Origin of the sequence: Tropicimonas sp. IMCC34011, assembly GCF_003390865.1 — a bacterium.
Taxonomy (GTDB): Bacteria; Pseudomonadota; Alphaproteobacteria; order Rhodobacterales; family Rhodobacteraceae; genus Tropicimonas_B.
Genome location: NZ_QMEJ01000001.1, coordinates 458,401 through 471,869, shown reverse-complemented (window position 1 = coordinate 471,869; position 13,469 = coordinate 458,401). Strand labels below are relative to the sequence as shown.

The window sequence follows — 13,469 nt, the reverse complement described above, 5'->3', positions numbered from 1 at the left end:
TGTCCTCCCTCACGTCACCGCAGCGGCATCGCGCTGTATGACATGTGGTAGAAACTGTATTACAGGATGAAAGCTGTCAAGCCTTGCCGAGGCTTTGGGCGCGGTTTCGTCCTGGCCTCACCGGTGGCGTGCGGCGTGCGAGCCGAGAACCAGAAGGCCCGGCCAGAGCATGTAGGCCTCGATCTCGAGGTTCTCCCCGAAGGACAGCAGGATGATCGTCATGACGATGCTGAGCGGCAGGCGCCCCTCGGGGGAGCGGGCGGCATCGACGAGCGCGAGACAGGTCTGCCAGGCCAGCGGCACGAGGAGGGCGAGAAGACCGACCATCCCCTTCACGAAGAGCAGGCCCCACCACGTGTGGTGGCTGCCGATTGGCATGTATTCCACGATATGGGCGCCGGGATGCACGGTGCCGTGGCCGAACCAGTAGGCCTCGTTCTCCCACCGCTCCCCGGCAATGCGCTGAAGCGTGGCGCGCACGCGGGTGCTGTCGGCGCGCGCGCCCTTGAACGCCGCGACCCCGTCCATCGCCGCCTGCGCCAGCATCGCCCCGGTCATCGCGAGGGAGGCGGTAAGCGCCGCCAGCGCACCCCACGCCCAGCCCTTGAGGACGAGCGGCATCAGCCGCGGCCCGGCGGTGCAGGCGACGAGGCCGACGAGGCCCATCCGGGATTTCGTGAGCAGGATCATCACCACGCCCGCCGTCACGCCGATCGCGCGCCACCTGATGTTCCGCTCCTCGAGCGCGAAGCAGACCTGCAGCACGCCGAGCAGGGCCGCGAAGGGGGACCAGGGGGCGTAGAACTGCCATCGCGGCGTCCAGCTCGACGGATCCCATGTGAAGAAGTAGACGGAGAAGTACTCCGGCCCCGGCCCGCCGATTGCCTTGAGAGGAGAGGTAAAGATGCGCTCCGGCAGGCCGATATAAGGCGCGGCGAACAGGATCGGCGTGAGGATCAGCGTCCAGAGCCCGAGCCGGCATTGCGCCCGGACGAGAACCTCCCGGCGGATGGGCAGGATCGCCCCCGCAAGCGGGAAGAGCGCGAGGAGCGCCCAGCCCTTGGCCCAGCCGATTGAGGACTTGATGGTCTTCTTCAGGCCCAGCCCCCAGTCGATATGTCCGATCCAGAGCGCGACCAGCATCACCGCCATGCCGAGGATCCACGCCCAGACGAGGGGCGGGATCGGACCCGTCGCCCTCAGGTCCCGCCGGATCGCCGGGCCGAGATAAAGCGACAGCACCGCGAGCCCCCCGAGCAGCCAGGCAAGGACCGGCCCCACCACGTAGAGCGCACCAAGGGCGTAGAAGACCCAGGTGGCGCAGATGGCGCGGTAGACCATCGCCTCGGCGGGGTTGGCCGGGGCAATCATTCCGCCGGCACCGCATGGGGCGCGAGGGGAGCCGCCGTTTCGCTCGGAGTGGTGCCGGCGGAGGGGTCGGGCTTGTCCGCGAGGAGCCTGCCGATCAGCGGCCGGCGGATCCAGCCGAGTAGAAGGCCCATCAGGAGGAACATGGTCGCGGCGACGCCCGCGGCCAGCGCCAGCTTGTCCTTCGGGGAGGACGGCACCTCCGGCAAAGACGGGTTCTCGAGGACCTGCACGAGCGGGTAGGAGGCGTAGAGGTCGGTCTTCGAGGTCTGGGTCCGCGCCATGGCCGAGGCGAAGACGGCCCCTGCGACGGTGAAGTCGCGCTGAAGATCCTCGAGACGTGCGGCCGCCTCGATCAGGTCCATCTTGCGGGCCTCGGAGGCGTCCAGGCGTTCGGTCTGCGCGGCGAGCTCCGCCTCGAGACCGGCCCGCTCCGCCTCGCGGGTGACGAGCCGGCTGAGAAGATCGGCGCGGCTGCCGACATGGCTGAGGTCGAGGCGGTCGATCTGGGCATCCGGAAGGCCGGTCAGGAGGCGGGCGCGGGTCCGCGCGCCCTCCGCCGCCGCCGCGCGGGCGCTGGTCGCAGCGCGGATCGTGGGATGATTGGCGCCACGCTGTCCGCCCGCCTGAGCGAGCGCCGCGGCATGGTCTGCCATCTCGGCGGTCAGGGCGACGAACTCGGTATCGGCGTGGAGCCGGAGCGCGGCGGCCGCGAGGTCCGCGTCGACGTCGAGCGAGGCCTCGAGGGTGCGGACGGCCTCAGCGGCTTCGTCCCGCCGCGCCCGCAGATCCCGGATCGTTCCGGCGAGAGCGCCCGCATCGGCAACGAGCGCGTCGTACTGCGTCGCGGAAATGAGGCCGGTTTCCTTCTGAAGCGCGGAGATCTCCGCCCGCGTGCTCAGAACCGACTGGCGGTACTCCTCGATGGCGGCGCTGCCGCTGGTCTCCCGCTGGGTCAGCTCGTCCGTCCGCAGCGTCTCCACCTCCCGGAAGAACGCCTGAAGCAGAGCGTCGCCCCGCGCCTGCGAGTCTTCGGGCGATGCGCCGGTGACGGAGACGTGGATGAGACCGGTCTGGTCGACGAGATCGACGCGCGGGCTGCCGAAGGCCTGCACCGAGAGACCCAAGCTTTCGGCGGCGCTGCGGCGGATGCGGTCCGCGGCAATCAGGCGCTTGTAGGTCTCGGTCGGGCTGACCGAATTGCTGGCGAACGGGGAACTCGCGAAGGAGGAGGCCTGCCCGATACTGTCGAGATTGACCGAGGCGGACGCGCCCGCGCCGGGCAGGATCAGCGACATCGACGAGGTGTACCGAACGGGCGCGGTCTTCAGGTAGCTCGCGATGGGCGTCCAGATGCAGACCGCGCCGAGCGCGAAGACGCCGGCATAGCGGGGCAGGCGGCCGAGATCGGACACCCGGCCCCCCTTCAGGAGGCGGACCGGCGAGAGTTGACGGATCGGCGTCCGCACGAGCGCCGGAACGGGCGGCACGGCGGAGCGGATGGATGAGCGAAAGATGGTGCGTGTCATGGGCGAGGTCTCCTCGCCGCCACACTATCGCTCTCTGTTGCCGCCTGCGCGTGCCGGTGGGGATAGCGCCGGGCCCCGGCCGTATCGCCCCCTATCCGGAGGGATAGCTCAGAAGAGGCCGGCGTCCTTGGCGATCATCGCCGCCTGGGTCCGGTTCGACGCGCCGATCTTGCGGTAGAGCGTTTTCATGTGGAGCTTCACGGTCGGCTCGCGGATGTCGAGATCGCGGGCGATCTCCTTGTTGGACTTGCCCTGCGTCAGCCCTTCGAGGACCTGGATCTCGCGCTGGGACAGCTTCTCCGTCAGCGGATGGGCCGGGCCATCGTCCCCGCCGCGCAGGAAGTCGAGCGGGGCATATTGCTCCCCCATCGCCATGAAGCGCACGGCATTGACGAGGGACCGGGCGGAGAGCGTCTTGGGCAGAAAGCCCGCCGCGCCAGAGGCCAGCGCCTGCTCGGCGATCTCCGGGCTCGCGGTGCCGGAGATGATCGCGACGCGCGGCGCATCCTTACGGGCGAGGATCTCGTCCAGGGAGGCGATCCCGTCCATTCCCGGCATGGAATAATCGAGGAGGACGAGGTCGTACGGGGTCTCGGCCATGCGCGCCTCGGCGCTGGCCCGGTCGGCGGCGGTTTCGACCTCGAAGCCGGCCTCGCCCTCGAAATAGAGCACCAGCATGTCCCGCAGGAGCTCGTGGTCGTCCGCGATGAGAATGCGCATGTCGCTCCCTCTGCCGGGGCGGCGGTCCGGGGACGAGACGCCGGCAGGACGGGCAGTTGTGAGCGCGTCTTGGGTCATGGCGAGGTCTCCCGATCGGTCTTCTACCTATCCGCGTGCGAGTATGAACGCGATGCACGTACAAAGCACGAAAAAGATGACGAAAACAGGGCGAGGGGGGCGAGTCCTCCTATCCGGCCGGATAGGGGAGCGCCCCGATGCGAAGGGTCCGCGCCCGAAAGAGGGACCCGCCCTCCGTTGGGAATGGTCAGTGGGGCATCCGCGCGCCCGGCCTCTCCCTTCGCCGCGTTGCCGGACGGGGGGCGGCCACGCAGCATCGGGGGGTCAACAGCCACCAGCCCGGATCCCTCGCCATGACCTTCGCCCCGTCGCCCGCCACCTTCTTTCCCCCCCATGACACCCGCTTCGTGTCACGGTCCGCGCCGGAGCGCCCGTCTCCCGTGCGTCTGTTCGGGATCGACATCGCCTCCGCGACATCGGCTGCGATGATCGAGCACCTCCTGGAGCCGGGCCGCCGATCGCGGGTCGCCTTCCTCAATGCCCATTGCGCCAATGTCGCCGCGCGGAATGCCGACTATGCCGATGCGCTGGTCACGGCCGATGCGGTCCTGCCGGACGGGATCGGGATCGAGATCGGCGCGCGGATGAGCGGACAGCGGGTGACGGAGAACCTCAACGGGACCGATTTCGTCCCCGCTCTCCTGCACGAGGCGGCCCGCCGCGGTCTATCCGTCTTTCTTCTCGGGGGGCGCCCGGGGGTGGCTTCGGCCGCCGCGGACCGGCTCGCTCTGAGCATTCCCGGGCTTCGCATCGCCGGAACGCGGGACGGTTACGGGGACCTCGAGGATGAGACCGCCACGCGTGCGGCGATCAATACCTCGGGGGCGGACATTCTCCTCGTCGCGCTCGGCGTGCCCCGGCAGGATCTCTGGCTTGCCCGGAACGCGGAGTGTCTCAGGCCGCGCCTGTCCCTCGGCGTCGGTGCGCTCTTCGACTTTCTCGCGGGACGCGTGCGGCGTGCGCCAAAGCTCGTTCGGCGCCTGCGCTGCGAATGGATCTGGCGCCTCGCGATGGAGCCACGGCGCATGGCCGGCCGCTACCTCTGGGGCAACGCCGCGTTCCTCGTGCGCGCCCTGCGTCATGCAACGGGGCAGGGGGACGGCGTCGCTCCCCTCCGCCGCATGCTCGACATCGCGCTTGCGGGGGGCGGATTGATCGCGCTCGCGCCGCTCTTCGGACTCGTCGCCGTCGCCCTGCGCCTCGACAGCCGCGGTCCGGTCTTCTTCCGGCAGACCCGCATCGGCAAGGACGGCGTCCCCTTCACCATGCTGAAGTTCCGCTCGATGCATGTGGATGCCGAGGCGCGGCGGGACGCCCTCCTGGCGGAGTCGGACCGGGAGGGCGTCTGCTTCAAGTCCCGCACCGATCCCAGGGTCACGCGGGTGGGCCGGATCCTCCGCCGGTTCTCCATCGACGAGCTGCCGCAAATTCTGAACATCCTGCGCGGAGAGATGTCCGTCGTCGGCCCGCGTCCCGCCCTGCCGCAGGAGGTCGCGGCCTATCCCGGCCACGCGCTGGGGCGACTCGCGGTGAAGCCGGGACTGACCGGAGTATGGCAGGTCTCGGGCCGTGCCGAGGTCGGTTTCGACAAGATGATCGACATGGACCTGGCCTATGCCCGCTCCCGCAGCCTGATCTTAGACATTTTGCTGATTTCTTGCACCTTCCGAGCCGTCTTCGGCGGCCGCGGCGCCTACTGATCCCACCTCGAAGGAGACCTTCCGATGTCACACGTCAAGATCGCCGTCTTTCCCGTCGCCGGACTCGGCACCCGGTTCCTGCCCGCAACCAAGGCCGTCCCGAAGGAGATGCTGCCGCTTCTCGACCGTCCGCTGATCGAGTACGCCGTCGAGGAGGCCCGCGACGCCGGCATCGAGGAGTTCGTCTTCGTCAGCGCGCCCGGCAAGGCCGCCCTTGAGCGGCACTTCGCCGAAGCGCCGGAGCTCGAGCGCAAGCTGGAGGCCGGCGGGAAGACCGGGCTGCTTCAGGCGCTTGCAGGGACGCGGCTGCCCGAGGGGGCCCTCAGCGTCGTGCATCAGCCGGAGCCGCTCGGCCTCGGTCATGCCGTCGGCCTCGCGAGGGATCTCGTCGGGAGCCGTCCCTTCGCCGTCCTTCTGCCCGATGACGTGATCCGGGCGCCGAAGGGATGCCTTGCGCAGATGGTGGAAGCCCATGCCGGGCATGGCGGCCACGTCCTTGCGACGATGGAGGTCCGGCCCGAGGAGGTCAGTTCCTACGGCATCCTCGACGTGGAGAGCGTGTCCGGCCGGCTGGCCACCGCGCGGGGCCTCGTCGAGAAGCCCCAGGCCATCGCCGCACCGTCCCGCCTCGCCGTGGTCGGCCGCTACGTTCTCGCGCCCTCCGTCTTCGCGCGGCTCGATGAGATCCCGCCGGGCGCCGGCGGCGAGATCCAGCTTACCGATGCGATCAATGCCGATGCGGGCGAGGTTCCCGTCGCGGGATTCCGGTTCGAGGGCGAGCGCTTCGATTGCGGCTCGGTCGCGGGATATGTCGAGGCCTGTCTTGCCTGCGCGATGGAGCGACCCGAGCTGGCCGGAAGGCTTCGCGCCTCCGTCCTGCGCCGCCTCTCCGCTCCGCGCGTGCAGGCCGCCTGAGATCCGGAGGAGCCCGTCCTATCCGTTCGGATAGGGGGGCTCTGCCGATGCTCCCCTCCCCGAAGCCCGGCGCCCGTGGCACATCCGGGTCCGACCCCAATCGATCAAGGTGAGACGACGATGATACAGCTCCTCCGCGCAGCCTCTCTTGCCGCCTTCGCCCTCTGCGCCGGACCCGTTTCGGCGCAGGAGCTTCCGGCGCCCACGGGCGAGACCCTCCTGACCGTGACCGGCGCCATCGCCCGAACCAACGACGAGGGGGCAGCCCTCTTCGACCGGGCCATGCTCGAAGGTCTGGAGCCCGTGACCATCGAGACGGAAACGATCTGGACCGAGGGTCCGCAGACCTTCACCGGCGTGTCGCTGGCCCGCCTCATGGACGAGCTCGGCGGCGAGGGCGAGACGCTGATGGCCACCGCGATCAACGATTATGCCGTCGAGATCCCCGCCGGGGACGCGGTGGAGGGCGGCGCCATCGTGGCCTATCTTAACAACGGGGAGCCGATGTCCGTCCGGGGCAAGGGACCGCTCTGGATCGTCTATCCCTTCGACGCCTCGCCGGACTACCGGACCGAGGCGATCTACTCCCGCAGCATCTGGCAGCTGGATCGCATCGACGTGCTCCCCTAACCTCCGGGCGTCATCCGGGAAGGAACGCAAGGTGGCATCACTGGGGACCGGGACGATCCCGCGACGGATCGGCGGAGCGCTCGCCGCGGCAGGGACCATTGTCCTTGCCGCGGCGCTCGTGCTCTGGATCGTGACGAGTGCGCTGCGGGAAATAGACGATCTGGCCACGGCCAGTTCGGACGACGTGGAGTGGAGCCTTGCGCAGCTCGACGTGGAGTATTTGCGGCTCCGGCTTGCGCTCTCGGAGGCGCAGAGGGACCCGGGCGCGCTCGATGCCGTGCGCCGGCGCTTCGATGTCTTCTACAGCCGGATCGCGACTCTCTCCTCGGGCGAGGTCTATTCGGAGCTGCGTGCAGATGCGGCGTTCGACGGCGCGCTGGAGGAGGTGCGGGCATTCCTCGACGCCAGCATCCCCGCCATCGACGCCGGGGACGCCGCCTTGCGCGCGGCGACGCCGGACCTGGCCGCGGCGGCGGCAGACCGGACCGACGATGTCCGCACGCTGACGCTCTCCGGTCTCGCCACGTTCGTCGACATGGCCGAGACGCGGCGCGAGCAGGTGATGGAGACGCTGTCGCGCATGGCCGCTCTTCTGCTCGTCCTCTTCGCGGGCCTCGCGCTTCTGGCGTTCTGGCTCCTCCGCCTCAATCGTCTGAGCGCGTCGCGGGCGCGGCTGATCGAGCAGACGGGGACCCGGATGCGCACCATCGTGGAGACCTCCCTCGACGCGATCCTGGTGACGGACGAAGCGGGACGAATCCTCGAATCGAATCGCGCCGCTCGCGCCATCTTCGGCTATTCGGAAGAGGAGGCGCGCGGCGCGGACGCCCTGTCCCTGCTGTTCCCCGACGAAGATCCGGAGGCGGCCCGCGAAGGCGCGCTGCAGTTTCTGGAATCCGGCCGCCGCCCGGACCCGGCGGAGCAACAGTTCGAGCTTATGGGGCGTTCGAAGGACGGGAGGGCCTTCCCCGTCGAGCTTTCGGTGGACCGGGCGAAGGGGCCGGACGGCCCTGTCTACGTGTCGTTCATCCGGGACATCTCCCGCCGCAAGCTGGCCGAGGAGGGGCTCACCGAGGCCCGGGACAAGGCTCTGGCCGGGGAGAAGGCGAAGGCGGAGTTCCTCGCGGTGATGAGCCACGAGATGCGCACGCCGCTGAACGGTCTCCTCGGATCGATCCAGCTCATGCGGGACACCGACCTGAGCCAGCGGCAGGCGGGGCTCGTGGACACGATGCATGGCACCGGGAACCATCTCCTGGGCCTGATCAACGATGTGCTCGATCTTTCCAAGTACGAGGCGGGCAAACTCACCGCGGAGACCCGCGTGTTCGATCCCGCGCGCCTCCTCGACGGGGTGGTGGAGACGACCGCCAGCCTCGCCGCGGCGAACGGCAACGCACTCGGCTGGAGCTGGGCCGGGGCCCCGGTGGGCCCGCTGAAGGGGGATGCGCGGCGGCTGCGGCAGGTTCTTCTGAACCTCGTCGGCAACGCGCTGAAGTTCACCCGCGGCGGAGCGGTGGAGATCGAGGCCGAAGCGCTTGGCAACGATCTTCTGGAAATCCGCGTGATCGACAGCGGGATCGGTATCTCGCCGGAGGATCTGGGCCGGATCTTCCAGGATTTCGAGACGGTGGATTCGTCCTATGCGCGGCAGGCCGGCGGGACCGGGCTCGGTCTCGGCATCGCGCGGCGTCTCGTGGAGATCATGGGCGGCCGGATCGGCGCGGAGAGCGAGCCCGGGGAGGGAAGCCTCTTCTGGGTGCGCCTGCCGATGGTCGCCGCCGATCAGGCCGTCTCCGGCACGCCGCTTGCCGCGGATGCGCCCGGTCCGGGCGCACGGCCGCTCTCGATCCTGCTGGTGGAGGACAACGAGATCAACCGGTTCGTCGCCCGCGAGATGCTCCAGTCGGACGGGCATGAGGTGACGGAAGCGGTGAACGGTCAGGCCGGCGTCGAGTGGGCGGAGCGCCGGCGCTTCGACGTGATCCTGATGGATATTTCCATGCCCGTGATGGACGGGCAGGAGGCGGCCCGCCGCATTCGCTCCGGGAGCGGCCCCTGTGCCCGGACGCCGATCGTGGCGGTAACGGCCCATGCGCTGCCGGAGGAGGTCGCGCGGTTCAGGGAGGCCGGGATGGAGCATTCGATTTCCAAGCCCATCGACCGCGCCGCCCTCTCGCGGATCATGGCTCTTCTCGGCGATACGTCCCCGGAGGCAGCGCCTGCCACGGCCAGCCTCGCGGCCCTGAAGGACGGTACGGACCCGGATGTGCTGCGACGGCTCGTGGCGAAGTTCATCGGCGAGATGGACGCTGCCGTCGCCGTATTCCCGGACGAGGATGACATGGGCGCTCTCGCGGCACAGGCGCACCGACAGGCCGGATCCTGCGCGGCCTTCGGTCTTGGCGAGCTGCGGGAGACCCTCGCCCGGATCGAGACCGAAGCGAAAGAGGGGACGCGTCCGGACCGGGAAATCGAGGCGCTCGCCGATCTCTGGACGCGGATCCGGCCCGGTTTCGTCGCCGAACTGGAGAGCAACGCTCCCTGATAGTGAAGACGGACCCGGGGTAGGTGATGCCGCCGACAGAACCCCACCGGTGTGACGAGCACCGAGCGCGGGTGAGGCCGGCACCCGGCGTTCAGGATGGAGGCTTCCCGGCAAGGGGGAGGCGTCTGTGATCTTCTCAGCTCGCACCCTGGTATGACATCGGGATGGTACGAGCGTTCGAAGGCCTGGCGCGCGGCAATGTCCTAGCGTCGTCGCCAGCCTCACTGGTCGGGCCGGGCTAGGGACGACCGCGTGCAGAGGCCTCCGACGGCTTCGACGCGCGCTCCGAACAGCATCCCCGAACTGAAAGACCCGGAGCGATCCGCATCGCTCCGGGCCCTTCGCGTGCACCCGATCGGTCTCTTCCCGGTGCGTCAGAGGCCCGGCACGAGCAGCCCCGCGGTGACGGTCCCGACGACGCGGCCGACTTCCGCAAGGTTCGTCATGCCGCTGTCGTAGCAGGCGATGCTGTCGCCCGGCAGCAGGTAGGGGTCGTAATCGTCACGGTCGGCGCGGGCGCGCATGTCCTCGATGCTGCGCTCGATCACGACGGAGACGCCGGTGACGGGGTTGCGGGAGAACAGCGCGGCGGAGCGGTTCGCGCTGGTTGCCCGGGCGCCGCCGACACAGTTGGCATCCACCACCGCCTGCATGAAGCGCGTTCCATAGGGCACCTCCCGCACGGTCTGGCCGATGGCGGAAATGGCGTTGCCGGTGGCGGGCTGCGTGAGGTTCGACAGGTAGAGGGAAATGCCCGGCGGGCTGATCGGGCTCGGGCGCATGAGATTGTCTTGGAAGCAGTGGCGGGATGGAACGTGGATCTGGTCTCCGGTCAGCAGCATCACGTCGTCCGCCGCGCTGCCGGCGATCATGCCCCGCAGGTCCAGCACGTAGTTGGTGCCGCCGCGGGTGAGACGCACGCGGGCGAGATCCGCATCGGGACGCACGCCGCCGGCATTGCGGATCGCGGCCGAGAGGTTGCGCGCCTCGGTCGAGGCGCCGAGTGCGGATTGCCGGAGGCTGTCGATCCGGTCGCCTGAAACGCCACCGATCTGAACCGGCTGCGGCTCGAACACGGCGCCCGCGACGGCGACATGGGCGGGCGCGAAGTCGGCGACCAGAAGGGAAACGGCCGGTGTGGCGGCATAGAAACCACCGCCGACGAGGGCCGCCCTGATGTCCGAGGCGACCTGCTCCGTGGTCCGGCCCTGCGCCGGCACCGGGGCGATGAACGGCAGCTTCAAGGTGCCGTCGCGGGACACGACGAAAGTGCCAGTGAAGGTCTCGTCCTGCGGCACGCGCAGATCGACGAGATCCCCGCGGGACAGAAGCTCACCGCCGAGGCCGCGCGGAATGTCGCCCGAAAGCTTGCTGACGGCGGCGTATGTTTCATTCGCGATCGGGCCGGCCCCGTCCGCGCAGCGCTCTAGGTTCATCGCCGCGGAGCGCAGGAGGGCGCCTGCATCTCCGCGCCCCTCGGGCAGGCGGTACTGCGCCTGGTAGGCGCCGCCGCGGGTGGCGGGCTCGAGGTTGGCGGGCTGGTGCGGGGTGCCGCACCCGGCAGCGAGGAGGAGGGAGAGGGCACCGGCGGCGCGGGTGAGCGTGGGGAAGGTCATGGGACTGGCTTTCATTGAGCGATCGAGGACGCCCCATGATCTACCGTGCGGCGGCGGCGCCCTGCATCTCCGCGCCCGGATCGCGGCACCACCCGGACGGATAGGTGGGTGCCCGACCGGGCGCCGGGCCTCGCCGGAGGGGAGCGGGACGGACGGGTCCGCGGACGGCTAGACCTTGGCCATGGCCGCTCCCGGCCCGCCAACGGAGGCCCCGATGCCCCTTTCATTCCGACCCGGCCCGTTCGCCAGGAACCTGATGGCCTACTGCCTGTCCGAAGTTGCGGCCAAGGCCTCCCGCGTCCTCGTGGTGGTCGCCGTCGCGCGGACCATGGATGCGACCGCGATCGGCGTCGCGGCGGCCGCGCTGGCGGGATCCGATATCCTGAAGGCCCTGACGGAGAACGGCGCCGGTCAGCGCATCATCGCGGCCTCCGAAGAGGACCTTCCCGGCATCTGTCGCACCGCGCGGCGGATCTTCTGGTCGTGGTGCCTCGGTCTCTTCGCGCTGCAGATCGCGCTCGGCCTCGGCCTCTGGGCGGCGAGCGGCGATGCGATGCTCTTCGTACTCGTCGCGATCCTCGCCGGGGAATACCTTTTCATGCCGGCCGGCCTCGTGAACTGCGCCCTGGCGATGCGGGCGGGCAAGATGCGCCAGACCGCCTCCATCGCCGCGGGGCAGGTGGTCGGGGCGAACGCGCTGACGGCTCTCCTCGCCGTGGTGATCGCGGGGCCCCTCGCGCTCGTCCTGCCGCGCCTTCTCGCCGCGCCGATCTGGCTTCTCGCGATGCGCAGGTTGCAGCCCTGGACGCCGGTCCTCGCGCCGCCCGCTCCCATCGGCCCCTTCGTGCGCTACGGGGCGTCCGTTCTCGGCACGGAGGTCGTGAAGGCGCTTCGGCTGCAGGCGGACAAGCTGGTGATCGCGGCGCTCATGGGCGCCGAAGCCCTGGGCATCTACTTTCTCGCCTTCAATGCCGGGCTCGGCCTCGCGACATCCTTCTCGCAGGCCTTTGCGACCGTCCTGTTCCCGCACCTGTGCACCGCGTCCGACCGCATCGCCGCGCTCAGGCAGGCGCTGACCCTCAGTCTCTGCATCCTCGTGCCGGTCGTGCTCCTGCAGGCGCTTCTCGTTCCGGTCTACGTGCCCATTCTCTTCGGGGACGACTGGACCGGTCTTGCCCCCATCGTGCGCATCCTCTGCCTCGCCGCGATCCCGACCATCGTCTGGGCGTCCGCCGCAGGGTGGCTGAGGGCCGCGGACCGGCCGGAGGTCGAGTTCGCCCTGACGCTGGGCATGACCGCCGCGCTCATCGCCAACACCGTTCTTCTCGCACCCTACGGCCTTGTCGCCATTGCGCTGGGGTATCTCGCGGTCTCGGCCGTCGCCCAGATCGGCGGCGCGGCCCCCGTCCTTCTCCGCGCCTTCCTTCCCGCTCAACCGAGGTTTGCCTGATGCCCCGTTTCACCATAATCGTGCCCTGCTTCAACGCCGAGGACACTCTTCCCGAAACGCTGGACAGCCTTGTCGCCCAGACGCTCGGGGACTGGGAGGCGCTCCTGGTCGATGACGGCTCCACCGATGCGACGCGGCTTCTGATCGATGCTGCCCGCCACGCAGAGCAGCGCTTCCGGCTGATCGAGGGAGAGGGGCGCGGCCCCGCCGTCGCACGCAACACGGCTGCGCGGTTCGCGAATGCGCCGATCCTCGCCTTCTGCGATGCGGACGATCTGTGGACGCCGGACAAGCTCGCCCGCCTCGCCCAGGCCTTCGACGACCACGAGCTTGCCGCCGTCTATGCGCGCTACGGCTTCTTCGATCACGGAGAGATCCGCACCCTGTCCACCGTTCCGACGGGCCCGCTGCGGGTGCCGCAGCTTCTGGGAGAGAACCCGGTCGGGACCATGTCGAACCTCGCGGTCCGGGCCTGCGTCTTCGCCTCGACCGGGGGGTTCGACGAGACCCTCGTGCACAACGAAGACCTTGAATGGCTGGTCCGCCTCGTCGGCGAGGGCCACCGGACTATCGGGCTGCAGCAGACGCTGGTGCATTACCGCACAAGCCGGACGGGGCTCTCAGCCGATCTGTGCAAGATGCAGGCCGGCCGGCAGGCCGCCATCGCCAGCGCCCGCAGCTATGGCTACGAGGCCGAACCGCGGCACGAGGCGGTGAACCTGCGGTACCTCGCCCGCCGCGCGCTCAGGGTCGACGCGCCGGGCGCGGAAGCCCTTCGCTTCGCGCTGGCCGGCCTTTTGCGGAGCCCTGCCGGCTTCTTCTCGAGCCCCCGCCGCGGCGCGCTGACCATCGCCGGCGCGCTCGCAGCTCCGCTTCTGCCACGTCCCCTTCGTCGCCGCCTCTTCGCTTCCTGAA

At 69.7% G+C, this 13,469-nt stretch carries 10 protein-coding genes; 6 read left to right on the top strand and 4 right to left on the bottom strand.

What is annotated here, in order from left to right:
• Positions 1–117: 117 nt before the first annotated feature.
• The 3 genes from DQG15_RS02315 to DQG15_RS02305 form a co-directional block, all read right to left on the bottom strand.
• On the bottom strand, positions 118–1,371 hold the full coding sequence (locus DQG15_RS02315; protein ID WP_116082419.1) for an O-antigen ligase domain-containing protein: 1,254 nt from the start codon (positions 1,369–1,371) through the stop codon (positions 118–120).
• Entirely contained in the window at positions 1,368–2,897 is a 1,530-nt protein-coding gene (locus tag DQG15_RS02310) for a hypothetical protein (RefSeq protein ID WP_198665050.1), read from the bottom strand. The genes DQG15_RS02315 and DQG15_RS02310 overlap by 4 nt, the downstream gene beginning before the upstream one ends.
• A 108-nt stretch (positions 2,898–3,005) precedes the next feature.
• Positions 3,006–3,617: a response regulator gene (locus DQG15_RS02305; RefSeq protein WP_116082417.1), complete on the bottom strand. Its 612-nt coding sequence runs from the start codon at positions 3,615–3,617 to the stop codon at positions 3,006–3,008.
• 371 nt (positions 3,618–3,988) lie between these two features.
• Here DQG15_RS02305 and DQG15_RS02300 point away from each other — a divergent pair, with 371 nt between their 5' ends.
• From DQG15_RS02300 to DQG15_RS02285, 4 genes are all read left to right on the top strand, one after another.
• Positions 3,989–5,395, top strand: coding sequence for a WecB/TagA/CpsF family glycosyltransferase (locus DQG15_RS02300; protein ID WP_116082415.1), 1,407 nt, complete (start codon positions 3,989–3,991; stop codon positions 5,393–5,395).
• 24 nt (positions 5,396–5,419) lie between these two features.
• On the top strand, positions 5,420–6,310 hold the full coding sequence (locus DQG15_RS02295; protein WP_116082414.1) for a UTP--glucose-1-phosphate uridylyltransferase: 891 nt from the start codon (positions 5,420–5,422) through the stop codon (positions 6,308–6,310).
• A gap of 120 nt (positions 6,311–6,430) precedes the next feature.
• Positions 6,431–6,940 carry an oxidoreductase gene (locus DQG15_RS02290; protein ID WP_116082412.1) on the top strand — a complete coding sequence of 170 codons (510 nt, stop codon included), beginning with the start codon at positions 6,431–6,433 and terminating at the stop codon, positions 6,938–6,940.
• Between the two features lie 31 nt (positions 6,941–6,971).
• On the top strand, positions 6,972–9,488 hold the full coding sequence (locus DQG15_RS02285) for a PAS domain-containing hybrid sensor histidine kinase/response regulator (protein WP_116082410.1): 2,517 nt from the start codon (positions 6,972–6,974) through the stop codon (positions 9,486–9,488).
• Positions 9,489–9,862: 374 nt separating this feature from the next.
• On the opposite strand, the gene DQG15_RS02280 is transcribed toward DQG15_RS02285, so the two are convergent.
• Positions 9,863–11,104, bottom strand: a complete 1,242-nt coding sequence (locus DQG15_RS02280) for a polysaccharide biosynthesis/export family protein (RefSeq protein ID WP_116082409.1) — start codon at positions 11,102–11,104, stop codon at positions 9,863–9,865.
• 214 nt (positions 11,105–11,318) lie between these two features.
• Between DQG15_RS02280 and DQG15_RS02275 the strand changes: the two genes are divergently transcribed.
• Together DQG15_RS02275 and DQG15_RS02270 are read left to right on the top strand one after the other, a co-directional pair.
• Positions 11,319–12,554, top strand: coding sequence for an oligosaccharide flippase family protein (locus DQG15_RS02275; RefSeq protein ID WP_116082407.1), 1,236 nt, complete (start codon positions 11,319–11,321; stop codon positions 12,552–12,554).
• Positions 12,554–13,468, top strand: coding sequence for a glycosyltransferase family 2 protein (locus DQG15_RS02270; RefSeq protein WP_116082406.1), 915 nt, complete (start codon positions 12,554–12,556; stop codon positions 13,466–13,468). The genes DQG15_RS02275 and DQG15_RS02270 overlap by 1 nt, the downstream gene beginning before the upstream one ends.
• The last annotated feature ends 1 nt before the right edge of the window (position 13,469 follow it).